Annotated in this window: 33 protein-coding genes; all 33 read left to right on the top strand. The window is 55.4% G+C overall.

Going from position 1 to position 20095, the window contains the following annotated elements; all coding sequences use genetic code 11:
- Nucleotides 1-169: 169 nt before the first annotated feature.
- Nucleotides 170-541: a 30S ribosomal protein S12 gene (gene rpsL / locus N005_RS20200; RefSeq protein WP_003186084.1), complete on the top strand. Its 372-nt coding sequence runs from the start codon at nt 170-172 to the stop codon at nt 539-541.
- A gap of 103 nt (nt 542-644) precedes the next feature.
- Nucleotides 645-1115, top strand: a complete 471-nt coding sequence (rpsG, locus tag N005_RS20195) for a 30S ribosomal protein S7 (protein ID WP_024776462.1) — start codon at nt 645-647, stop codon at nt 1113-1115.
- 30 nt (nt 1116-1145) lie between these two features.
- Nucleotides 1146-3248, top strand: coding sequence for an elongation factor G (gene fusA / locus N005_RS20190; RefSeq protein ID WP_047702781.1), 2103 nt, complete (start codon nt 1146-1148; stop codon nt 3246-3248).
- Nucleotides 3249-3278: 30 nt separating this feature from the next.
- Nucleotides 3279-4472 carry an elongation factor Tu gene (gene tuf / locus N005_RS20185; RefSeq protein ID WP_047702780.1) on the top strand — a complete coding sequence of 398 codons (1194 nt, stop codon included), beginning with the start codon at nt 3279-3281 and terminating at the stop codon, nt 4470-4472.
- A 156-nt stretch (nt 4473-4628) separates the two neighbouring features.
- Nucleotides 4629-4940 (top strand): 30S ribosomal protein S10, encoded by a 312-nt coding sequence (gene rpsJ / locus N005_RS20180; protein ID WP_003186070.1) that lies wholly within the window; start codon nt 4629-4631, stop codon nt 4938-4940.
- A gap of 80 nt (nt 4941-5020) precedes the next feature.
- Nucleotides 5021-5656: a 50S ribosomal protein L3 gene (gene rplC, locus N005_RS20175; protein WP_024778327.1), complete on the top strand. Its 636-nt coding sequence runs from the start codon at nt 5021-5023 to the stop codon at nt 5654-5656.
- A 12-nt stretch (nt 5657-5668) separates the two neighbouring features.
- Nucleotides 5669-6271, top strand: coding sequence for a 50S ribosomal protein L4 (gene rplD, locus N005_RS20170; RefSeq protein WP_003186057.1), 603 nt, complete (start codon nt 5669-5671; stop codon nt 6269-6271).
- Nucleotides 6268-6567: a 50S ribosomal protein L23 gene (gene rplW / locus N005_RS20165; protein WP_002555488.1), complete on the top strand. Its 300-nt coding sequence runs from the start codon at nt 6268-6270 to the stop codon at nt 6565-6567. The genes rplD and rplW overlap by 4 nt, the downstream gene beginning before the upstream one ends.
- A 14-nt stretch (nt 6568-6581) precedes the next feature.
- A complete protein-coding gene (gene rplB / locus N005_RS20160) occupies nt 6582-7406 on the top strand; it encodes a 50S ribosomal protein L2 (RefSeq protein WP_007924198.1) in 825 nt (274 codons plus the stop codon).
- Between the two features lie 16 nt (nt 7407-7422).
- Nucleotides 7423-7698 carry a 30S ribosomal protein S19 gene (rpsS, locus tag N005_RS20155; protein WP_002555486.1) on the top strand — a complete coding sequence of 92 codons (276 nt, stop codon included), beginning with the start codon at nt 7423-7425 and terminating at the stop codon, nt 7696-7698.
- 11 nt (nt 7699-7709) lie between these two features.
- Nucleotides 7710-8042, top strand: a complete 333-nt coding sequence (gene rplV / locus N005_RS20150) for a 50S ribosomal protein L22 (RefSeq protein WP_003103908.1) — start codon at nt 7710-7712, stop codon at nt 8040-8042.
- Nucleotides 8043-8055: 13 nt separating this feature from the next.
- Nucleotides 8056-8742 (top strand): 30S ribosomal protein S3, encoded by a 687-nt coding sequence (rpsC, locus tag N005_RS20145; RefSeq protein ID WP_024778328.1) that lies wholly within the window; start codon nt 8056-8058, stop codon nt 8740-8742.
- Between the two features lie 12 nt (nt 8743-8754).
- A complete protein-coding gene (rplP, locus tag N005_RS20140; RefSeq protein ID WP_003186052.1) occupies nt 8755-9168 on the top strand; it encodes a 50S ribosomal protein L16 in 414 nt (137 codons plus the stop codon).
- Entirely contained in the window at nt 9168-9359 is a 192-nt protein-coding gene (rpmC, locus tag N005_RS20135) for a 50S ribosomal protein L29 (RefSeq protein WP_002555481.1), read from the top strand. The genes rplP and rpmC overlap by 1 nt, the downstream gene beginning before the upstream one ends.
- 2 nt (nt 9360-9361) lie before the next feature.
- Nucleotides 9362-9628, top strand: coding sequence for a 30S ribosomal protein S17 (gene rpsQ / locus N005_RS20130; RefSeq protein ID WP_003194644.1), 267 nt, complete (start codon nt 9362-9364; stop codon nt 9626-9628).
- A 23-nt stretch (nt 9629-9651) separates the two neighbouring features.
- Nucleotides 9652-10020, top strand: coding sequence for a 50S ribosomal protein L14 (gene rplN, locus N005_RS20125; RefSeq protein ID WP_024778329.1), 369 nt, complete (start codon nt 9652-9654; stop codon nt 10018-10020).
- 11 nt (nt 10021-10031) lie between these two features.
- Nucleotides 10032-10346, top strand: a complete 315-nt coding sequence (rplX, locus tag N005_RS20120) for a 50S ribosomal protein L24 (RefSeq protein ID WP_003186046.1) — start codon at nt 10032-10034, stop codon at nt 10344-10346.
- 20 nt (nt 10347-10366) lie between these two features.
- Nucleotides 10367-10906 (top strand): 50S ribosomal protein L5, encoded by a 540-nt coding sequence (gene rplE / locus N005_RS20115; RefSeq protein WP_024778330.1) that lies wholly within the window; start codon nt 10367-10369, stop codon nt 10904-10906.
- 13 nt (nt 10907-10919) lie between these two features.
- Entirely contained in the window at nt 10920-11225 is a 306-nt protein-coding gene (gene rpsN / locus N005_RS20110; protein ID WP_003186042.1) for a 30S ribosomal protein S14, read from the top strand.
- Nucleotides 11226-11434: 209 nt separating this feature from the next.
- Nucleotides 11435-11827, top strand: coding sequence for a 30S ribosomal protein S8 (rpsH, locus tag N005_RS20105; RefSeq protein WP_017848802.1), 393 nt, complete (start codon nt 11435-11437; stop codon nt 11825-11827).
- 12 nt (nt 11828-11839) lie between these two features.
- Nucleotides 11840-12373: a 50S ribosomal protein L6 gene (rplF, locus tag N005_RS20100; protein WP_024077677.1), complete on the top strand. Its 534-nt coding sequence runs from the start codon at nt 11840-11842 to the stop codon at nt 12371-12373.
- 10 nt (nt 12374-12383) lie between these two features.
- Entirely contained in the window at nt 12384-12734 is a 351-nt protein-coding gene (gene rplR, locus N005_RS20095; RefSeq protein WP_003186037.1) for a 50S ribosomal protein L18, read from the top strand.
- A 3-nt stretch (nt 12735-12737) separates the two neighbouring features.
- The gene (gene rpsE, locus N005_RS20090; RefSeq protein ID WP_003186035.1) at nt 12738-13238 is read left to right on the top strand and encodes a 30S ribosomal protein S5; all 501 of its coding nucleotides are present in this window, start codon (nt 12738-12740) and stop codon (nt 13236-13238) included.
- A 2-nt stretch (nt 13239-13240) separates the two neighbouring features.
- Nucleotides 13241-13417, top strand: a complete 177-nt coding sequence (rpmD, locus tag N005_RS20085) for a 50S ribosomal protein L30 (protein ID WP_003176408.1) — start codon at nt 13241-13243, stop codon at nt 13415-13417.
- A 3-nt stretch (nt 13418-13420) separates the two neighbouring features.
- Nucleotides 13421-13858: a 50S ribosomal protein L15 gene (gene rplO, locus N005_RS20080; RefSeq protein ID WP_003186032.1), complete on the top strand. Its 438-nt coding sequence runs from the start codon at nt 13421-13423 to the stop codon at nt 13856-13858.
- Nucleotides 13859-15187 carry a preprotein translocase subunit SecY gene (gene secY, locus N005_RS20075; RefSeq protein WP_047702779.1) on the top strand — a complete coding sequence of 443 codons (1329 nt, stop codon included), beginning with the start codon at nt 13859-13861 and terminating at the stop codon, nt 15185-15187.
- Between the two features lie 30 nt (nt 15188-15217).
- Complete coding sequence (rpmJ, locus tag N005_RS28370) at nt 15218-15334, top strand: 50S ribosomal protein L36 (RefSeq protein WP_002555468.1); 117 nt, start codon at nt 15218-15220, stop codon at nt 15332-15334.
- Between the two features lie 130 nt (nt 15335-15464).
- Nucleotides 15465-15821: a 30S ribosomal protein S13 gene (gene rpsM, locus N005_RS20070; RefSeq protein WP_024778332.1), complete on the top strand. Its 357-nt coding sequence runs from the start codon at nt 15465-15467 to the stop codon at nt 15819-15821.
- Between the two features lie 30 nt (nt 15822-15851).
- Nucleotides 15852-16241, top strand: coding sequence for a 30S ribosomal protein S11 (rpsK, locus tag N005_RS20065; RefSeq protein WP_002555466.1), 390 nt, complete (start codon nt 15852-15854; stop codon nt 16239-16241).
- Between the two features lie 18 nt (nt 16242-16259).
- A complete protein-coding gene (rpsD, locus tag N005_RS20060) occupies nt 16260-16880 on the top strand; it encodes a 30S ribosomal protein S4 (RefSeq protein WP_003176404.1) in 621 nt (206 codons plus the stop codon).
- Between the two features lie 22 nt (nt 16881-16902).
- Complete coding sequence (locus N005_RS20055) at nt 16903-17904, top strand: DNA-directed RNA polymerase subunit alpha (RefSeq protein WP_003186012.1); 1002 nt, start codon at nt 16903-16905, stop codon at nt 17902-17904.
- A gap of 42 nt (nt 17905-17946) precedes the next feature.
- Complete coding sequence (rplQ, locus tag N005_RS20050) at nt 17947-18333, top strand: 50S ribosomal protein L17 (RefSeq protein WP_024778333.1); 387 nt, start codon at nt 17947-17949, stop codon at nt 18331-18333.
- Nucleotides 18334-18554: 221 nt separating this feature from the next.
- Entirely contained in the window at nt 18555-20003 is a 1449-nt protein-coding gene (locus N005_RS20045; protein ID WP_047702778.1) for a catalase, read from the top strand.
- Nucleotides 20004-20095 lie beyond the last annotated feature (92 nt).

Here is a 20095-nt window from a genome sequence, read left to right as displayed (position 1 = left end):
TCGAGACAAATTGTCGAGATCCGGCGAGCGGGGAGGTCGGGGCCTTGCCTTGACTGGGGGCAAGATCCTCTTTAGACTCTTGATCCCCTAAATTTGGCGGGAATTCGTTCCTGCCATTTTGCTTTTCTTGTAAGACAATAGCGTCGCAAGACAACAGTGGAGCTAGTAGATGGCAACTATCAACCAGCTGGTACGTCAGCCGCGTAAGCGTATCGTCGAGAAATCCGACGTGCCTGCGCTGCAGAACTGCCCGCAACGTCGTGGCGTATGCACCCGTGTGTATACCACCACGCCGAAAAAACCTAACTCGGCACTGCGTAAAGTATGCCGTGTGCGTCTGACCAACGGTTTCGAGGTTTCCTCGTACATCGGCGGTGAAGGCCACAACCTGCAAGAGCACAGCGTGGTACTGATCCGCGGCGGTCGTGTAAAAGACTTGCCAGGTGTTCGTTACCACACCGTTCGCGGCTCCTTGGATACCTCCGGCGTTAAAGGCCGTAACCAGGGTCGTTCGAAGTACGGTACCAAGCGTCCGAAGTAATCGGCCGTTTTGCAGTTTTTCATTTTTATTGAGTCGATAAGAGTAAGGTCGGGCACGCTTTTGCTGTCCCGGGCTAACCTGAAGACCGTTTGAGGGCTTATCAATGCCAAGACGTCGCGTAGCAGCCAAACGTGAGATTCTGGACGATCCGAAATACGGAAGCCAGATTCTCGCCAAGTTCATGAACCACGTAATGGAAAGCGGCAAGAAAGCCGTTGCCGAGCGTATCGTTTATGGCGCGCTGGAAAAAGTTAAAGAGCGTAAGAACTCCGATCCCCTGGAACTCTTCGAAAAAGCACTCGACGCCATCGCTCCGCTGGTCGAAGTGAAGTCGCGCCGCGTAGGCGGTGCTACCTACCAGGTTCCGGTCGAAGTTCGTCCGTCCCGTCGTAACGCTCTGGCCATGCGCTGGCTCGTAGACTTCGCCCGCAAGCGCGGCGAGAAGTCCATGGCTCTGCGTTTGGCTGGTGAGCTGCTGGACGCTGCTGAAGGTAAAGGTGCTGCAGTTAAGAAGCGTGAAGACGTGCACCGTATGGCTGAGGCCAACAAGGCTTTCTCGCACTACCGCTTCTAATTTCAGCGTCACTCAATTTGCGAGGGCTTTATGGCTCGTACAACCGATATTAAACGCTACCGTAACATTGGTATCGTTGCTCACGTGGACGCGGGTAAAACCACTACCACCGAGCGCGTCCTGTTCTACACGGGCGTAAACCACAAAATGGGCGAGGTGCATGATGGCGCCGCGACCATGGACTGGATGGTACAAGAGCAGGAGCGGGGTATTACCATTACCTCCGCTGCTACTACTGCTTTCTGGGAAGGCTCGAACAAGCAATTCCCTAAGCACCGCTTCAACATCATCGATACCCCCGGCCACGTTGACTTCACCATTGAAGTAGAGCGTTCGCTGCGTGTACTCGACGGCGCTGTCGTTGTGTTCTGCGGTACTTCCGGTGTTGAGCCTCAGTCTGAAACCGTATGGCGTCAAGCCAACAAATACGGCGTTCCGCGTCTTGTTTACGTAAACAAGATGGACCGTGCTGGTGCCAACTTCCTGCGCGTGATCGGTCAGATCAAGCAGCGTCTGGGTCACACCCCGGTGCCTATCCAGCTGGCTATCGGTTCCGAAGACAACTTCGAAGGTCAGATCGATCTGATGACCATGGAAGCTGTTCGTTGGAACGACGGCGACAAGGGTATGGCTGCCATTCGTGGTCCGATCCCGGCTGAGCTGCAAGAGCTGGCTGAAGAGTGGCGCAGCAACATGGTTGAGGCTGCCGCCGAAGCCAACGAAGAGCTGATGAACAAGTACCTGGAAGGCGAAGAGCTGTCGATCGAAGAGATCAAGGCTGCTCTGCGTCAGCGTACTATCGCTGGCGAAATCGTTCTGGCTGTTTGCGGTTCTTCCTTCAAGAACAAGGGTGTTCCCCTGGTTCTCGACGCCGTTATCGACTATCTGCCTGCACCAGTCGACATTCCAGCCATCAAGGGTTCCGACCCGGATGACGAAACTGTCGAAATGGAGCGTCACGCAGACGACAACGAGCCGTTCTCGGCTCTGGCATTCAAGATCGCTACCGACCCGTTCGTGGGTACCCTGACATTTGCTCGCGTTTACTCGGGCGTGTTGAACTCCGGCGACGGCGTGATCAACTCGGTCAAGGGCAAGAAAGAGCGCGTGGGTCGTATGGTGCAAATGCACGCAAACACCCGCGAAGAGATCAAGGAAGTACGCGCTGGCGACATCGCGGCCCTGATCGGCATGAAGGACGTCACCACTGGTGACACCCTGTGCTCCGCTGACAAGCCAATCATCCTGGTTCGCATGGACTTCCCGGAGCCGGTTATCTCGGTTGCCGTTGAGCCGAAAACCAAGGACGACCAGGAAAAAATGGGTATCGCTCTGGGCAAGCTCGCTCAGGAAGACCCGTCTTTCCGCGTCAAGACCGATGAAGAGACTGGTCAGACGATCATCTCCGGTATGGGCGAGTTGCACCTGGACATCCTGGTTGACCGGATGCGCCGTGAGTTCAACGTCGAAGCCAACATCGGTAAGCCACAGGTTTCCTATCGTGAGAAGATCACGAAGGCTTGTGAGATCGAAGGCAAGTTCGTTCGCCAGTCCGGCGGTCGTGGTCAGTTCGGCCACTGCTGGATCCGTTTTGCGCCTGCTGACGAAGGTCAGGAAGGTCTGCAATTCCTGAACGAAGTAGTGGGAGGTGTGGTTCCGAAGGAATACATCCCGGCTATCCAGAAGGGTATCGAAGAGCAGATGAAGAACGGCGTTGTTGCCGGCTATCCGCTGATCGGCCTGAAGGCTACCGTGTTCGATGGTTCTTACCACGACGTCGACTCCAACGAGATGGCGTTCAAGGTGGCGGCCTCCATGGCGACCAAGCAACTGGCTACCAAAGGTGGCGGTGTTGTTCTTGAGCCGATCATGAAGGTTGAAGTCGTAACACCTGAGGACTACATGGGCGACGTGATGGGTGACCTGAACCGTCGTCGCGGTCTGATCCAGGGTATGGAAGACACGGTTTCCGGTAAGGTTATCCGTGCCGAGGTTCCGCTGGGCGAGATGTTCGGTTACGCAACCGACGTTCGTTCCATGTCCCAGGGTCGCGCGAGCTACTCTATGGAATTCTCCAAATACTCCGAGGCTCCGTCGAACGTCGTCGAAGCTATCGTTAAAAAACAAGGCTGATTCAGCCCTTTAGGCTAGGAGTTAATTGTCGTGGCTAAAGAAAAATTTGAACGTAACAAACCGCACGTCAACGTTGGCACCATCGGTCACGTTGACCACGGTAAAACCACTCTGACCGCTGCTCTGACCCGCGTCTGCTCCGAAGTTTTCGGTTCGGCCAAGGTTGACTTCGACAAGATCGACAGCGCCCCGGAAGAAAAAGCTCGCGGTATCACCATCAACACCGCTCACGTTGAATACGATTCGGCCGTGCGTCACTACGCACACGTTGACTGCCCAGGTCACGCCGACTACGTAAAAAACATGATCACCGGTGCTGCTCAGATGGATGGCGCGATCCTGGTTTGCTCGGCCGCCGATGGTCCGATGCCACAAACCCGTGAGCACATCCTGCTGTCCCGTCAGGTAGGCGTTCCGTACATCGTTGTCTTCCTGAACAAGGCTGACATGGTTGACGACGCTGAGCTGCTGGAACTGGTTGAGATGGAAGTGCGCGACCTGCTGAGCACTTACGACTTCCCAGGTGATGACACTCCAATCATCATCGGTTCGGCTCTGATGGCTCTGAACGGCCAGGACGACAACGAAATGGGCACCAGCGCTGTGAAGAAGCTGGTAGAAACTCTGGACAGCTACATCCCAGAGCCAGAGCGTGCTATCGACAAGCCGTTCCTGATGCCAATCGAAGACGTATTCTCGATCTCCGGTCGCGGTACTGTTGTGACTGGTCGTGTTGAGCGTGGCATCGTCCGCATCCAGGAAGAAGTTGAGATCGTCGGTCTGCGCGACACTCAGAAAACTACCTGCACCGGCGTTGAAATGTTCCGCAAGCTGCTCGACGAAGGTCGTGCTGGCGAGAACTGCGGCGTACTGCTGCGCGGCACCAAGCGTGACGACGTTGAGCGTGGTCAGGTTCTGGTCAAGCCAGGCACCGTCAAGCCACACACCAAGTTCGTTGCAGAAGTTTACGTTCTGAGCAAGGAAGAAGGCGGTCGTCATACTCCGTTCTTCAAAGGCTACCGTCCACAGTTCTACTTCCGTACAACTGACGTGACTGGTAACTGCGAGCTGCCAGACGGCGTTGAAATGGTAATGCCAGGTGACAACATCCAGATGACTGTCACTCTGATCAAGACCATCGCAATGGAAGACGGTCTGCGCTTCGCTATCCGTGAAGGCGGTCGTACCGTCGGCGCTGGTGTCGTAGCAAAAGTCATCGAGTAAGCCTCTTTTAGAGTCTGCTTGAAGAGTTGGAAAAGCCCCCGCTTAGCGGGGGCTTTTTTATTGGGTTGACACCTATCAGGGGCGTCTATAGAATTGCGCCTCCTTTTAACGGGCGTATTGCGCCCGGTGGGAATAGCAGCCGGAGTCTGAAATCCAATGCAAAATCAGCAAATCCGTATCAGGTTGAAGGCTTTTGACCATCGCCTGATCGACCAATCCACCCAGGAAATCGTGGAAACCGCGAAACGTACTGGTGCTCAAGTGCGTGGTCCAATTCCACTGCCTACCCGTAAAGAGCGGTTCACCGTTCTGGTCTCCCCGCACGTCAACAAAGACGCGCGTGACCAGTACGAGATCCGTACTCATAAGCGCGTTCTGGACATCGTCCAGCCAACGGATAAAACCGTTGATGCACTTATGAAGCTCGATCTTGCGGCCGGTGTGGAAGTGCAGATCAGCCTCGGCTAAGACTCGGTCTTAGTCGTGTAACGCTCTGAAATGGGCGGCCATAGCGGGTGAAAGCCCCGTACACTCATGAGGTTTACAACATGACTATTGGTGTAGTCGGTCGTAAATGCGGTATGACCCGTATTTTCACCGAAGAAGGTGTCTCCATTCCGGTCACGGTCATTGAGATCGAGCCGAATCGCGTCACCCAGTTCAAAACTGAAGAGACCGATGGCTATCGTGCAGTGCAAGTCACTGTCGGCGAGCGTCGCGCTTCGCGTGTAACAGCTGCTCAAGCTGGCCACTTCGCCAAGGCGAACGTTGCCGCTGGTCGTACCGTACTGGAGTTCCGTCTTGAAGAAGGCGAGTACCAGGCCGGCGATCTGATCAAAGCTGAAATCTTCGCTGCTGGTCAGCTGGTTGATGTAACCGGTCAGTCCAAAGGTAAAGGCTTCCAGGGTACGATCAAGCGTTGGAACTTCCGCGGGCAAGATAACACCCACGGTAACTCCGTATCCCACCGCGTTCCAGGCTCTATCGGCCAGTGCCAGACTCCTGGTCGTGTATTCAAGGGCAAGAAAATGTCCGGTCATATGGGCGCCGAGCGCGTGACCGTGCAGTCCCTCGAAGTAGTGCGCGTGGACGCTGAACGCAATCTGTTGTTGGTCAAGGGCGCTGTTCCTGGCGCTACTGGCGGCAACGTGGTTGTACGTCCAGCAGCCAAGGCTCGCGGTTAAGGGGAAGCTGACATGCAATTAAATGTAAATGACGCTCAAGCGATCGAAGTTTCCGAACTGACATTTGGCGGCGAATTCAACGAGACGCTGGTTCACCAAGCAGTCGTGGCCTACATGGCCGGCGGCCGTCAAGGTAGCAAGCAGCAAAAGACCCGTTCCGACGTTTCTGGTGGCGGTAAGCGCCCATGGCGTCAGAAAGGTACTGGCCGTGCTCGTGCCGGTACTATCCGTAGCCCAATCTGGCGTGGCGGCGGTACCACTTTCGCGGCTCGTCCTCAGGATCACTCCCAGAAGCTGAACAAGAAGATGTATCGCGCAGCAATGCGTTCCATCCTTGCTGAGCTGGTGCGTACTGATCGTCTGGTCGTGGTTCAGGACTTCGCTGTTGAAGCACCGAAAACCAAAGATCTGCTGAACAAGCTGAACGGCATGGGCCTGACTGACGTCCTGATCGTGTCTGACGCTGTTGATCAGAACCTGTACCTGGCTGCTCGCAACCTGCCGCACGTCGATGTTCGTGACGTACAGGGTTCCGATCCGGTCAGTCTGATCGCATACGACAAGGTGTTGATCACCGTGTCGGCCGTGAAGAAATTCGAGGAGCTGCTGGGATGAACCAGGAACGCGTATTTAAAGTTCTGCTTGGCCCACACGTTTCCGAGAAGGCTACGGTTCTGGCAGACAAGAAAGGCCAGTTCGTTTTCAAGGTTGCTACCGACGCAACCAAGCTGGAAATCAAGAAGGCCGTCGAAAGCCTGTTCAGCGTGAAAGTAGAGCGCGTGACTACCCTGAACGTTCTGGGTAAAAGCAAGCGCACTGCTCGCGGTCTGGGCAAGCGTAATGACTGGAAGAAGGCAGTTATCTCCCTTCAGCCAGGCCAAGATCTCGATTTCAGCAGCAGTGCTGAGTAAGGAAGGGGTGCATCATGGCAATCGTTAAATGCAAACCGACTTCCCCTGGCCGCCGTTTTGTGGTCAAGGTGGTCAACCAGGAGCTGCATAAAGGCGCTCCTCACGCACCGCTGCTCGAGAAAAAGTCGAAGTCTGGTGGTCGTAACAACAATGGCCGTATCACTACACGTCACGTGGGTGGTGGTCATAAGCAGCATTATCGTCTGGTCGACTTCCGTCGCAACGACAAGGATGGCATCGCTGCCACCGTCGAGCGTATCGAATACGATCCAAACCGTACTGCTCACATCGCTCTGCTGCTGTACGCAGATGGCGAGCGTCGCTACATCATCGCCCCTAAAGGCGTGAGCGCTGGCGACCAGCTGATCGCAGGTGCCCTGGCACCGATCAAGCCGGGCAACGCTCTGCAACTGCGTAACATTCCAGTTGGTAGCACCGTACACGGCATCGAATTGAAGCCAGGTAAAGGCGCGCAGATCGCTCGTTCCGCTGGTGCTTCGGCTCAGCTGATCGCTCGTGAAGGTGTCTACGTGACCCTGCGTCTGCGTTCTGGTGAGATGCGTAAAGTACTGGCTGAATGCCGTGCGACCCTGGGCGAAGTCTCGAACTCCGAGCACAGCCTGCGTTCGTTGGGTAAAGCTGGTGCCAAGCGCTGGCGTGGCGTTCGCCCAACCGTTCGTGGTGTTGCCATGAACCCGGTTGACCACCCACATGGTGGTGGTGAAGGTCGTACCTCTGGTGGTCGTCATCCGGTATCGCCATGGGGCTTCCCGACTAAGGGCGCGAAGACTCGTGGTAATAAGCGTACCGACAAAATGATCGTCCGTCGTCGCAAGTAAATAGAGGGATACGACAGTGCCACGTTCTCTGAAAAAAGGTCCTTTTATTGATCTTCACCTACTGAAGAAGATCGAAGTGGCGGCGGAAAAGAACGATCGCAAACCAGTTAAGACCTGGTCGCGTCGTTCGATGATCCTGCCACAAATGGTCGGTCTGACCATCGCAGTACACAACGGTCGCCAGCACGTCCCAGTTCTCGTGAACGAAGACATGGTCGGCCACAAACTGGGCGAGTTCGCCGGTACCCGCACATACCGTGGGCACGTGGCTGACAAGAAAGCCAAGCGTTAAGGGGTAAGGAAATGGAAGTAGCCGCTAAGTTGTCGGGCGCTCGAATCTCCGCCCAGAAAGCCCGCTTGGTCGCCGACCAGATCCGCGGGAAGAAGGTGGGCGAAGCGCTCAACCTGTTGGCTTTCAGCAGTAAGAAAGCCGCCGAGATCATGAAAAAAGTGCTGGAGTCGGCCGTAGCCAACGCCGAGCATAACGAAGGCGCAGACGTTGATGACCTCAAGGTCAGCACCGTTTTCGTCAACGAAGGGCGTTCGCTGAAGCGCATCATGCCACGTGCCAAAGGCCGTGCTGATCGCATCGTCAAGCGGTCTTGCCATATCACTGTCAAGGTTGCTGACAAGTAACGGAGTCGAAGAGATGGGTCAGAAAGTACATCCCATTGGCATTCGCCTGGGAATCGTCAAGGAGCACACCTCCGTCTGGTACGCAGACGGTCGGACTTATGCGGACTACTTGTTCGCTGATCTGAAGGTGCGTGAGTATCTCCAAGACAAACTAAAAAGCGCGTCCGTAAGCCGTATCGATATCCATCGTCCGGCTCAGACTGCACGTATCACCATCCACACCGCTCGTCCAGGTATCGTTATCGGGAAGAAAGGTGAAGATGTTGAGAAACTGCGTCAGGACCTGACCAAGCAAATGGGTGTGCCTGTGCACATCAATATCGAAGAGATCCGCAAGCCGGAGCTCGACGGTATGCTGGTTGCGCAGAGCGTAGCTCAGCAGCTGGAGCGTCGCGTAATGTTCCGTCGCGCTATGAAGCGCGCAGTACAGAACGCCATTCGCATTGGTGCCAAAGGCATCAAAATCCAAGTGAGCGGTCGTCTCGGCGGTGCTGAAATCGCACGTACTGAATGGTATCGCGAAGGTCGTGTGCCACTGCACACCCTGCGTGCCGACATCGACTATGCCAACTACGAAGCTCACACCACCTACGGTGTGATCGGTGTAAAGGTTTGGATCTTCAAAGGCGAAGTAATTGGTGGTCGCCAAGAAGAGCTGAAGCCACAAGCACCAGCGCCTCGTAAAAAAGCTGCTAAGTAAGGGGTACGCCAAATGTTGCAACCAAAGCGTACGAAGTTCCGCAAGCAGATGACCGGTCACAACCGTGGCCTGGCATTGCGCGGTAGCAAAGTCAGCTTCGGCGAGTTCGCGCTGAAGTCTGTTGCTCGTGGTCGTCTCACCGCTCGTCAGATCGAGTCAGCACGTCGTGCTCTGACCCGTCACGTAAAACGTGGCGGCAAGATCTGGATCCGTGTATTCCCGGACAAGCCTGTCACCAAGAAGCCACTCGAAGTTCGGATGGGTAAAGGTAAGGGTAACGTGGAGTACTGGGTTGCCCAGATTCAGCCAGGCAAAGTCCTGTATGAAATCGAGGGTGTTTCTGAAGAGCTGGCGCGTGAGGCTTTCGCCCTGGCTGCTGCAAAGCTGCCGCTCGCCACCTCCTTTGTTAAACGGACGGTGATGTGATGAAAGCGAATGAACTTCGTGAAAAATCAGCACAGCAGCTGAACGAGCAACTGCTCGGCCTGCTGCGCGACCAGTTCAATCTGCGTATGCAGAAAGCAACTGGCCAGTTGGGGCAGTCTCATCTGCTCTCGCAAGTTAAGCGTGACATCGCTCGCGTGAAAACTGTGCTCAACCAGCAGGCAGGTAAGTAATCATGGCTGAAGCCGAAAAAACTGTCCGTACGCTGACTGGCCGTGTTGTCAGCGACAAGATGGACAAAACCATCACCGTTCTGATCGAGCGTCGCGTCAAGCACCCGATCTACGGTAAATACGTTAAGCGTTCGACTAAGCTGCACGCGCACGACGAAACCAATCAATGCCACATCGGCGACAAGGTCACTATTCGTGAAACCCGTCCGATGGCCAAGACCAAATCTTGGGCGCTGGTTGATGTTCTCGAACGCGCTGTGGAAGTCTAAGGGCTAGGGGTCGGAGAAATTATATGATTCAGACTCAATCCATGCTTGATGTGGCCGATAACAGCGGCGCTCGCCGCGTTATGTGCATCAAGGTGCTGGGTGGCTCCCATCGTCGTTACGCTGCTATTGGCGACATCATCAAAGTTACCGTCAAGGAAGCAATTCCTCGCGGTAAGGTGAAGAAAGGTCAGGTGATGACTGCTGTTGTAGTCCGCACTCGCCATGGTGTTCGTCGCGCAGACGGCTCCATCATCCGCTTTGATGGCAACGCTGCTGTTCTGTTGAACAACAAGCAAGAGCCAATCGGCACCCGTATCTTTGGGCCAGTGACCCGTGAACTTCGTACTGAGAAGTTCATGAAGATCGTCTCGCTCGCCCCAGAAGTGCTGTAAGGAGATCCGACATGCAAAAGATTCGTCGTGACGACGAGATCATCGTGATCGCCGGCAAAGACAAGGGCAAGCGCGGTAAGGTGCTCAAGGTTCTCGCTGACAACCGTCTGGTTGTCGGTGGTCTGAACCTGGTCAAGCGCCATACCAAGCCTAACCCGATGTCGGGCGTACAGGGCGGTATCGTCGAGAAAGAAGCGCCACTGCACGCTTCCAACGTCGCCATTTTCAACGGCGAAACCAACAAGGCTGACCGCGTTGGTTTCAAAGTAGAAGACGGCAAAAAAATTCGTGTCTTCAAGTCGACCCAAAAAGCGGTTGATGCTTGAACACTGCTAGGTAGAAGACCATGGCACGACTGAAAGAGATTTACCGGAAGGAAATCGCACCGAAGCTTAAGGAAGAACTTAAGCTGGCGAACGTGATGGAAGTTCCGCGCATTACCAAGATCACCCTGAACATGGGTCTGGGCGAAGCGATCGGTGACAAGAAAGTCATCGAGCACGCGGTAGCTGACCTGGAGAAGATCACCGGCCAGAAAGTCGTTGTGACTCACGCTCGCAAATCCATCGCTGGCTTCAAAGTCCGCGAAGGTTGGCCGATCGGTGTCAAAGTGACCCTGCGTCGCGATCGTATGTATGAGTTCCTGGATCGTCTGCTGTCGATCTCCCTGCCTCGGGTTCGCGACTTCCGCGGCCTGAATGCCAAGTCCTTCGATGGTCGTGGCAACTACAGCATGGGCGTGAAAGAGCAGATCATTTTCCCGGAAATCGATTACGACAAGATCGATGCTCTGCGCGGTCTGGACATTACCCTGACCACCACTGCCAAATCGGATGACGAAGGTCGCGCTCTGCTGCGTGCTTTCAAATTCCCGTTCCGCAACTGATTGGAGTAGGAAAATGGCCAAGAAGAGCATGAAGAACCGTGAGCTGAAGCGTCAGCTCACCGTTGCCAAGTACGCCACCAAGCGTGCAGCGCTGAAAGCTATCATCGTCGATCTGAACGCAAGTCCAGAAGCACGTTGGGAAGCGACCGTAGCACTGCAGAAGCAGCCACGTGACGCAAGCGCCTCGCGCATGCGTAACCGCTGCCGCCTGACTGGTCGTCCGCACGGCGTATACCGCAAGTTCGGCCTCGGCCGTAACATGCTGCGCCAAGCTGCAATGCGTGGTGACGTTCCAGGTCTGGTTAAAGCCAGCTGGTAAGCACTGTCAACGTCTCGGTGTTCGGGATCCCAGGATCCTGACCACCGGTGGCCTTGAAGCAGAATCAAGCCCCTTTTGGGGCTTGATTCATTTCTGGGGTGTGTCTAGAATGACCGGCTCGCCTGAGCCCGTGTTTTTCTTGCTCGGAGTTTCTCGGCGACACGTAGTAGCCGCAAGGCTAATTTTTTTGCATTAGGAGCGTCTAGCCCATGAGTATGCAGGACCCGTTAGCGGACATGCTAACTCGAATCCGTAATGCCCAGATGGCTGAAAAGTCCGTCGTAAGCATGCCGTCTTCCACGTTGAAGGTGGCTGTAGCAAAAGTCCTGAAGGACGAAGGTTACATCGCGGGTTATCAGATCAGCAGCGAAATCAAGCCTCTGCTGTCCATCGAGCTGAAATACTTCGAAGGCCGTCCGGTCATCGAGGAAGTGAAGCGCGTTAGCCGTCCAGGCCTGCGTCAGTACAAGTCCGTCGAGGATCTGCCGAAAGTTCGCGGCGGTCTGGGCGTGTCTATCGTCTCCACCAACAAGGGTGTGATGACTGATCGTGCTGCGCGCGCTGCCGGTGTCGGCGGCGAAGTTCTTTGCACTGTGTTCTAAGGGGGGATAAGCATGTCTCGCGTCGCTAAGAACCCCGTTAAGCTGCCAGCCGGTGTCGAAGTCAAATTCGCAGGCCAACAGCTTTCGGTGAAGGGTGCCAAGGGCACTCTTGAACTGAACATCCATTCGTCCGTTGAGATCGTTGAAGAAGCCGGTGAGCTGCGTTTCGCTGCTCGCAATGGCGATCAACAGACTCGCGCAATGGCTGGTACCACTCGTGCGTTGGTAAACAACATGGTCCAAGGCGTAAGCCAAGGCTTCGAGCGCAAGCTCCAGCTGGTCGGTGTTGGTTACAAAGCGCAAGCAAAAGGCTCGGTTCTGAACCTGGCTCTTGGCTTCTCGCACCCAGTGGATTACGAACTGCCGGAAGGCATCACCGCTGAGACTCCTAGCCAGACCGATATCCTGATCAAGGGCATCGACAAGCAGCTGGTAGGTCAAGTGGCCGCCGAGATCCGCGACTTCCGTCCACCAGAGCCGTACAAAGGCAAGGGTGTGCGCTACGCGGACGAAGTCGTCCGTCGTAAAGAAGCCAAGAAGAAGTAGGGCATAGCAAATGACCGACAAAAAAGTTACTCGACTGCGTCGCGCTCGCAAAGCACGCCTGAAAATGCACGAACTCGAAGTCGTGCGTCTCTGCGTGTTCCGCTCTTCGCAGCACATCTACGCCCAGGTCATTTCGGCCGACGGCAACAAGGTCCTGGCAAGTGCCTCGACTTTGGATAAAGAACTGCGTGATGGTGCCACCGGCAACATCGACGCGGCCACTAAGGTTGGCCAGCTGGTCGCTACGCGTGCTAAAGCCGCTGGCGTCTCGCAGGTGGCTTTCGACCGCTCTGGCTTCAAGTACCACGGCCGCGTCAAGGCGCTGGCTGATGCTGCTCGTGAAGCTGGGCTGGAGTTCTAAGTTATGTCAAATAACGACCAAAAGCGCGACGAAGGCTACATCGAGAAGCTGGTTCAAGTTAACCGCGTAGCCAAAACCGTTAAAGGCGGCCGTATCTTCACTTTCACCGCGCTGACCGTGGTTGGTGATGGTAAAGGCCGTGTTGGCTTCGGCCGTGGCAAGTCGCGTGAAGTGCCTGCTGCGATCCAGAAGGCAATGGAAGCTGCTCGCCGCAACATGATCCAGGTTGATCTGAACGGCACCACCCTGCAGTACGCAATGAAGTCTGCCCATGGCGCTTCGAAGGTGTACATGCAGCCTGCTTCTGAAGGTACCGGTATCATCGCTGGCGGCGCTATGCGTGCTGTCCTCGAAGTTGCTGGCGTTCAGAACGTTCTGGCCAAGTGCTACGGCTCGACTAACCCAGTAAACGTGGTTCACGCCACTTTCAAGGGTTTGAAGGCAATGCAGTCTCCTGAATCCATTGCCGCCAAGCGTGGCAAAAGCGTCAAGGAGATCTTCTGATCATGGCTACCGTAAAAGTTACGCTGATCAAAAGCATGACCGGCCGCATCCCTAACCACAAACTGTGCGTTAAGGGTCTGGGTCTGCGTCGCATCGGTCACACTGTAGAAGTCCAGGATACTCCCGAGAATCGCGGGATGATCAACAAGGCTTACTACATGCTGCGTGTCGAGGGTTAATCGATGAAACTCAATGATCTGAGTCCAGCGCCGGGTTCCCGTCGCGAAAAGCATCGTCCGGGCCGTGGTATCGGTAGTGGTTTGGGCAAGACCGGTGGCCGTGGCCACAAAGGTCAGACCTCCCGCTCCGGTGGCACCATTGCTCCAGGCTTTGAAGGCGGCCAACAGCCGCTGCATCGTCGCCTGCCGAAGTTCGGTTTCGTTTCCCTGAAGGCCATGGATCGCGCAGAAGTGCGTCTGTCCGAGCTGGCTAAAGTGGACGGCGACATCGTCACCGTGCAGTCCCTGAAGGATGCCAACGTGATCAACCAGAACGTACAGCGTGTGAAAATCATGCTGTCGGGCGAAGTTGCTCGCGCTGTCACCATCGGAAAGGGAATCGGCGCCACCAAAGGTGCGCGTGCGGCTATCGAAGCAGCTGGCGGCAAGTTCGAGGAATAAATGGCTAAGCAAGGTGCTCTCTCTGCGCTCGGCAAAGGCGGTATGTCTGAACTCTGGGCTCGTCTGCGTTTTCTGTTCCTGGCGATTATCGTCTACCGAATAGGCGCACACATCCCGGTTCCAGGTATCAACCCGGACCGACTCGCAGACCTGTTTCGACAGAATGAGGGGACCATTCTTAGCTTGTTCAACATGTTTTCCGGCGGCGCGCTGGAGCGGATGAGCATCTTTGCACTGGGGATCATGCCGTACATCTCGGCATCGATCATCATGCAGCTGATGACTGCCGTCAGCCCGCAGTTGGAGCAGTTGAAGAAGGAAGGTGAAGCTGGCCGTCGCAAGATCAGCCAGTACACCCGCTACGGCACTGTCGTACTCGCTCTCGTCCAGGCCATTGGCATGTCCATTGGCCTGGCAGGGCAGGGCGTTTCGTTCAATGCTGACCTCAGCTTCTATTTCGTCGCGGTTACCACCTTTGTGGCGGGCGCGATGTTCATGATGTGGTTGGGTGAGCAGATTACTGAGCGTGGTGTTGGCAACGGTATCTCGATGTTGATCTTCGCAGGTATCGTCGCCGGTCTTCCGAGAGCGATCGGGCAGTCTTTCGAGTCTGCGCGTCAGGGTGATATCAACATTTTCGCCCTGGTTGCCATCGGTTTGCTGGCAGTAGCGATTATCGGTTTCGTGGTGTTCATTGAGCGTGGTCAGCGTCGTATTGCTGTTCACTACGCCAAGCGTCAGCAAGGCCGCAAGGTATTTGCTGCGCAGACCAGCCACTTGCCGTTGAAGGTGAACATGGCCGGCGTTATCCCGGCTATTTTCGCGAGCAGCATCTTGCTGTTCCCGGCTTCGTTGGGTGCCTGGTTCGGCCAGTCTGAAGGTATGGGCTGGTTGCAGGACCTCTCGCAGTCGATCGCTCCTGGTCAGCCGTTGAATATTCTGCTGTTTAGTGCAGGGATTATTTTCTTCTGCTTCTTCTATACGGCGTTGATGTTCAATCCGAAAGACGTAGCGGAAAACCTGAAGAAGTCCGGTGCCTTTATTCCGGGCATCCGTCCAGGTGAGCAGTCTGCGCGCTACATTGATGGCGTTCTGACTCGCTTGACCATGTTCGGTGCTCTTTACATGACGGCCGTCTGCCTGTTGCCCCAGTTCCTGGTGGTTGCAGCAAACGTACCGTTCTACCTTGGCGGGACCTCGTTGCTGATCGTGGTCGTGGTTGTGATGGACTTCATGTCCCAAGTACAATCGCACCTCGTTTCGCACCAGTACGAATCCCTGATGAAGAAAGCCAACCTGAAGGGCTACGGCAGCGGCATGCTGCGCTGAGTAGCGTCCATAAGGTTCGAGGAGTTGGTGATGAAAGTTCGTGCATCGGTGAAAAAGCTGTGCCGTAACTGCAAGATTATTCGCCGCGAAGGTGTTGTTCGAGTAATTTGCAGCGCGGAACCGCGTCACAAACAGCGCCAAGGCTGAGTGTGATTGTGCTTTAAGCCCGGCAGCTAGTGCGCTGCCGGGTTGATTATTTGTTATTACAGCGATATTATCTCGCGCCCTATTTCTTGGCTTCCGGGGCGTAGGTAGCTGTCAATTGGAGTCCCACTGAATGGCCCGTATTGCAGGCGTCAACATTCCAGATAACAAGCATACTGTTATCTCGCTGACCTACATCTATGGTGTTGGTCGCACTACTGCACAGAAAATTTGTGCAGTGGCTGGGGTCAACCCAGCGGCAAAGATCAAAGATCTGAGCGACGAGCAGATTGAACAGCTGCGTGGCGAAGTGGCGAAGTTCACCACTGAAGGTGACCTGCGTCGCGAAGTCAACATGAAAATCAAGCGCTTGATGGACCTCGGTTGCTATCGCGGTCTGCGTCATCGTCGTGGTCTGCCAGTACGCGGTCAGCGTACCAAGACCAACGCGCGTACCCGTAAAGGTCCGCGTAAGCCGATCCGCAAGTAATCGCCCCAGCGAATCGACAGGAATTTAATCATGGCAAAACCTGCTGCTCGTCCTCGTAAAAAAGTTAAAAAGACAGTGGTTGATGGCATCGCCCACATCCATGCTTCTTTTAACAACACCATCGTGACCATTACCGACCGTCAAGGTAACGCTCTTTCCTGGGCTACCTCCGGTGGTTCGGGTTTCCGCGGTTCCCGCAAGTCCACCCCGTTCGCTGCTCAAGTAGCTGCTGAGCGTGCTGGTCAAGCTGCGCTGGAATACGGCCTGAAAAACCTCGACGTCAACGTCAAGGGTCCAGGTCCAGGTCGTGAATCCGCAGTTCGTGCTTTGAACGGCTGTGGCTACAAGATCGCCAGCATCACCGACGTGACGCCAATCCCGCACAACGGGTGCCGTCCGCCGAAGAAGCGCCGCGTGTAATCCAGGAGATTGTAAAGAATGGCTCGTTACATTGGTCCAAAATGCAAACTCGCTCGTCGCGAAGGCACCGATCTCTTCCTGAAGAGCGGCGTGCGCGCGATCGAATCGAAGTGCAACATCGAAGCAGCACCTGGTATCCACGGCCAACGCCGCGGTCGCCAGTCCGACTACGGCACCCAACTGCGTGAAAAGCAGAAGGTCCGTCGTATCTACGGCGTTCTCGAGCGTCAATTCAGCGGCTACTACAAAGAAGCTGCTGGCAAGAAAGGCGCAACCGGCGAAAACCTGTTGCAGCTGCTCGAATGCCGTCTGGACAACGTTGTATACCGTATGGGTTTCGGTTCTACTCGTGCCGAATCCCGTCAGCTGGTATCGCACAAGTCGATCAGCGTTAACGGTCAGACCGTAAACGTTCCGTCCTACCAGGTTCGTGCTGGTGACGTGGTTGCTGTTCGCGAGAAAGCAAAGAACCAACTTCGCATTGTCCAAGCTCTCGATCTGTGTGCCCAACGTGGCCGCGTAGAATGGGTAGAAGTAGACACTGAGAAGAAGTCGGGCGTTTTCAAGAACGTTCCAGCTCGCAGTGATCTGTCCGCCGACATCAACGAAAGCCTGATTGTCGAGCTCTACTCCAAGTAAGGGCTAGAAAATAGGTGCATCCATGCAGATTTCGGTAAATGAGTTCCTGACACCCCGCCATATTGATGTGCAGGTTGTCAGTCCAACCCGCGCCAAGATCACTCTCGAGCCTCTCGAGCGTGGTTTCGGCCACACCCTGGGCAACGCGCTGCGCCGCATCCTGTTGTCCTCAATGCCCGGCTGTGCAGTAGTCGAGGCCGAGATTGACGGTGTACTCCACGAGTACAGCGCCATCGAAGGCGTACAGGAAGATGTCATTGAAATCCTGTTGAACCTTAAAGGTCTGGCTATCAAGCTGCACGGTCGTGACGAAGTTACGCTGACCTTGTCGAAGAAGGGTTCGGGGGTGGTTACCGCTGCCGATATTCAGCTGGATCATGATGTCGAGATCGTTAACCCCGATCACGTAATCGCTAACCTGGCGTCTAACGGCGCCCTGAACATGAAGCTCACCGTAGCTCGTGGTCGTGGTTATGAACCGGCAGACTCGCGTCAGAGCGATGAAGACGAAAGCCGCAGCATCGGTCGCTTGCAGCTCGACTCTTCGTTCAGCCCGGTTCGCCGTATCGCATACGTGGTGGAAAACGCCCGTGTCGAGCAGCGTACCAACCTGGACAAGCTGGTTATTGATCTGGAAACCAACGGTACCCTGGATCCTGAAGAGGCTATCCGCCGCGCTGCAACCATCCTGCAACAGCAGTTGGCTGCGTTCGTCGACCTCAAGGGTGACAGTGAGCCAGTGGTTGTCGAGCAGGAAGACGAGATCGATCCGATCCTGCTTCGCCCGGTTGACGATCTGGAACTGACTGTACGTTCGGCTAACTGCCTTAAGGCGGAAAACATCTACTACATCGGCGACCTGATTCAGCGTACCGAAGTAGAGCTGTTGAAGACTCCGAACCTTGGCAAGAAATCCTTGACTGAAATCAAGGACGTTCTGGCCTCCCGCGGTCTGTCCCTCGGCATGCGCCTCGACAACTGGCCGCCTGCAAGTCTTAAGAAGGACGACAAGGCGACTGCCTGATCGTCGTAATCACCGAACGTTGTGTTTGGTAAGGAATGAACCATGCGTCATCGTAAAAGTGGTCGTCACCTGAGCCGCACCAGCTCGCACCGCAAGGCCATGTTCCAAAACATGGCGGTGTCGCTGTTCGAGCACGAGCTGATCAAAACTACACTGCCGAAAGCCAAAGAACTGCGTCGCGTTGCTGAGCCGCTGATCACTCTGGCCAAGACAGATAGCCTGGCTAACCGCCGCCTGGCTTTCGACCGTACTCGTTCGAAAGCTATCGTTGGTAAGCTCTTCAACGATCTGGGCAAGCGTTACGCTACCCGTGAGGGTGGCTACCTGCGCATCCTCAAGTGCGGTTTCCGCGCTGGCGACAACGCGCCTATGGCGTACGTCGAGTTGGTTGATCGTGCTACCGGCGGTGAAGCTGTATCCGCTGAGTAAGACGGCAATATACAAAGAACCGGGCCTAGTGCCCGGTTTTTTGTGCCTGATGAAAAGTGAAAGAGCCGTTGCGGTTGGCTTCGCTATTGGCAATACGGCTTCGTTAGATAATGACTATCGACGTCCATGATTTAATAAATTTGGATACTGTCACTAACATGTTCAATACTCCTTTCCAGCCGATTAGCGGCAGTTCGAAGACCGACCGAGGAAGATTGAGCATGAGCCAGATCAAAACGCTTACGACCGCAAGCGGCGCTCCTGTCGCCGATAACCAGAATTCTCGCTCCGCTGGCCCACGAGGCCCGCTGTTGCTCGACGATTTTCACCTCATCGAAAAACTTGCTCACTTCAACCGCGAGAACATCCCTGAGCGTCGTGTACATGCCAAGGGGTCGGGCGCCTATGGCACATTCACGGTTACCCGTGACATCACCCAGTACACCAGCGCCAAGCTGTTCGATTCGGTCGGTAAGCAGACGCCGACGTTCCTGCGCTTTTCCACCGTGGGTGGCGAGCGTGGATCTGCCGACACCGAACGCGATCCCCGTGGTTTCGCCCTGAAGTTCTATACCGAAGAAGGCAACTGGGACATCGTTGGCAATAACACGCCAGTCTTCTTCATTCGTGATCCGCTGAAATTTCCGGACTTCATCCATACCCAGAAGCGTCTGCCACAAAGCAATCTGAAAAGTGCCCAGGCAATGTGGGATTTCTGGTCCCATTCCCCTGAGGCGTTGCACCAGATCACCATTCTGTTCTCCGATCGCGGCATTCCTGACGGCTACCGTCACATGCACGGCTTCGGCAGTCACACCTACAGTCTGATCAACGCCCAAGGCGAGCGTCGTTGGGTGAAGTGGCACTACAAGACCAAGCAAGGCATCAAGAACCTGTCGCCGGCTGAAGCCGCGCGTCTGGCGGGCACTGACCCGGACTACGCCCAGCGTGACTTGTTCAACGCCATCGAGCGCGGTGACTTCCCGAAATGGAGCGTTTGCATCCAGATCATGACCGAAGCCCAGGCTGCCGCGCATTACGAGAATCCATTCGACGTGACCAAGACCTGGTCGCAGAAAGAGTTTCCGTTGATTGAAGTTGGGGAGCTCGAACTCAACCGCAATCCGCTGAACTACTTTGCCGAAGTGGAACAGGCGGCGTTCGGGCCGAGCAACATGGTTCCGGGCGTAGGCCTGTCGCCGGACCGCATGCTGCAAGGTCGTGTGTTCGCCTACGCCGATGCGCACCGCTACCGCGTCGGCACCAATCACCAGCAATTGCCGGTGAATGCGCCGCGCAGTCCGGTCAATACCTACCAGCGCGACGGAGCCATGGCGTTTGGCAGCAATGGCGGGGCAGCACCGAACTACGAGCCCAACAGCTACGTAGAGGCGCCGAAGCAGGCGCCGCATTATGCGGAACCAGCCTTGGCCCTTACCGGCGCGGCGGATCGTTACGATCATCGGGAAGACACTGACTACTACAGCCATGCCGGTGCGCTGTTCCGCCTGATGAACAGCGAGCAGCAGGCCTTGTTGATCAGCAATATCGCAGGTGCGATGGGCGGTGTATCAGCGGATGTCGTCGACCGTCAACTGCAGCATTTCTTCAAGGCGGACGCCGCTTATGGAGAAGGTATCGCAAAGGCGTTGGGCGTACAGCTTAACTAAGTCTAAACGAGAAGCAGAACCGCCCTCATTAGGGCGGTTTTTGCGTTATTTAACCTTGTTTTCTCGGATTTTCTTCGCTTTTATTGCGATAG

The sequence above is a fragment of the Pseudomonas mediterranea CFBP 5447 genome (assembly GCF_000774145.1).
Lineage (GTDB): Bacteria > Pseudomonadota > Gammaproteobacteria > Pseudomonadales > Pseudomonadaceae > Aquipseudomonas > Aquipseudomonas mediterranea.
The sequence above is the reverse complement of the archived record's forward strand: the minus strand, read 5'-3'. Positions and strand labels throughout refer to the sequence as shown.

What these genes read in the sequence shown, in the direction of transcription:
- rpsH (WP_017848802.1), top strand. Translation starts at nt 11,435, where the DNA reads ATGAGTATGCAGGACCCGTTAGCGGACATGCTAACTCGAATCCGTAAT.
- rpsC (WP_024778328.1), top strand. Translation starts at nt 8,056, where the DNA reads ATGGGTCAGAAAGTACATCCCATTGGCATTCGCCTGGGAATCGTCAAG.
- rpsG (WP_024776462.1), top strand. Translation starts at nt 645, where the DNA reads ATGCCAAGACGTCGCGTAGCAGCCAAACGTGAGATTCTGGACGATCCG.
- rpmJ (WP_002555468.1), top strand. Translation starts at nt 15,218, where the DNA reads ATGAAAGTTCGTGCATCGGTGAAAAAGCTGTGCCGTAACTGCAAGATT.
- rplD (WP_003186057.1), top strand. Translation starts at nt 5,669, where the DNA reads ATGCAATTAAATGTAAATGACGCTCAAGCGATCGAAGTTTCCGAACTG.
- rplP (WP_003186052.1), top strand. Translation starts at nt 8,755, where the DNA reads ATGTTGCAACCAAAGCGTACGAAGTTCCGCAAGCAGATGACCGGTCAC.
- rpsE (WP_003186035.1), top strand. Translation starts at nt 12,738, where the DNA reads ATGTCAAATAACGACCAAAAGCGCGACGAAGGCTACATCGAGAAGCTG.
- rplO (WP_003186032.1), top strand. Translation starts at nt 13,421, where the DNA reads ATGAAACTCAATGATCTGAGTCCAGCGCCGGGTTCCCGTCGCGAAAAG.
- rplN (WP_024778329.1), top strand. Translation starts at nt 9,652, where the DNA reads ATGATTCAGACTCAATCCATGCTTGATGTGGCCGATAACAGCGGCGCT.
- rplC (WP_024778327.1), top strand. Translation starts at nt 5,021, where the DNA reads ATGACTATTGGTGTAGTCGGTCGTAAATGCGGTATGACCCGTATTTTC.
- rplQ (WP_024778333.1), top strand. Translation starts at nt 17,947, where the DNA reads ATGCGTCATCGTAAAAGTGGTCGTCACCTGAGCCGCACCAGCTCGCAC.
- rplF (WP_024077677.1), top strand. Translation starts at nt 11,840, where the DNA reads ATGTCTCGCGTCGCTAAGAACCCCGTTAAGCTGCCAGCCGGTGTCGAA.
- rplE (WP_024778330.1), top strand. Translation starts at nt 10,367, where the DNA reads ATGGCACGACTGAAAGAGATTTACCGGAAGGAAATCGCACCGAAGCTT.
- rpsN (WP_003186042.1), top strand. Translation starts at nt 10,920, where the DNA reads ATGGCCAAGAAGAGCATGAAGAACCGTGAGCTGAAGCGTCAGCTCACC.
- rplW (WP_002555488.1), top strand. Translation starts at nt 6,268, where the DNA reads ATGAACCAGGAACGCGTATTTAAAGTTCTGCTTGGCCCACACGTTTCC.
- rpsD (WP_003176404.1), top strand. Translation starts at nt 16,260, where the DNA reads ATGGCTCGTTACATTGGTCCAAAATGCAAACTCGCTCGTCGCGAAGGC.
- rplV (WP_003103908.1), top strand. Translation starts at nt 7,710, where the DNA reads ATGGAAGTAGCCGCTAAGTTGTCGGGCGCTCGAATCTCCGCCCAGAAA.
- N005_RS20045 (WP_047702778.1), top strand. Translation starts at nt 18,555, where the DNA reads ATGAGCCAGATCAAAACGCTTACGACCGCAAGCGGCGCTCCTGTCGCC.
- rpmC (WP_002555481.1), top strand. Translation starts at nt 9,168, where the DNA reads ATGAAAGCGAATGAACTTCGTGAAAAATCAGCACAGCAGCTGAACGAG.
- rplR (WP_003186037.1), top strand. Translation starts at nt 12,384, where the DNA reads ATGACCGACAAAAAAGTTACTCGACTGCGTCGCGCTCGCAAAGCACGC.
- rpsM (WP_024778332.1), top strand. Translation starts at nt 15,465, where the DNA reads ATGGCCCGTATTGCAGGCGTCAACATTCCAGATAACAAGCATACTGTT.
- rpsL (WP_003186084.1), top strand. Translation starts at nt 170, where the DNA reads ATGGCAACTATCAACCAGCTGGTACGTCAGCCGCGTAAGCGTATCGTC.
- rpsJ (WP_003186070.1), top strand. Translation starts at nt 4,629, where the DNA reads ATGCAAAATCAGCAAATCCGTATCAGGTTGAAGGCTTTTGACCATCGC.
- rpmD (WP_003176408.1), top strand. Translation starts at nt 13,241, where the DNA reads ATGGCTACCGTAAAAGTTACGCTGATCAAAAGCATGACCGGCCGCATC.
- rplX (WP_003186046.1), top strand. Translation starts at nt 10,032, where the DNA reads ATGCAAAAGATTCGTCGTGACGACGAGATCATCGTGATCGCCGGCAAA.
- fusA (WP_047702781.1), top strand. Translation starts at nt 1,146, where the DNA reads ATGGCTCGTACAACCGATATTAAACGCTACCGTAACATTGGTATCGTT.
- rplB (WP_007924198.1), top strand. Translation starts at nt 6,582, where the DNA reads ATGGCAATCGTTAAATGCAAACCGACTTCCCCTGGCCGCCGTTTTGTG.
- rpsK (WP_002555466.1), top strand. Translation starts at nt 15,852, where the DNA reads ATGGCAAAACCTGCTGCTCGTCCTCGTAAAAAAGTTAAAAAGACAGTG.
- secY (WP_047702779.1), top strand. Translation starts at nt 13,859, where the DNA reads ATGGCTAAGCAAGGTGCTCTCTCTGCGCTCGGCAAAGGCGGTATGTCT.
- N005_RS20055 (WP_003186012.1), top strand. Translation starts at nt 16,903, where the DNA reads ATGCAGATTTCGGTAAATGAGTTCCTGACACCCCGCCATATTGATGTG.
- rpsQ (WP_003194644.1), top strand. Translation starts at nt 9,362, where the DNA reads ATGGCTGAAGCCGAAAAAACTGTCCGTACGCTGACTGGCCGTGTTGTC.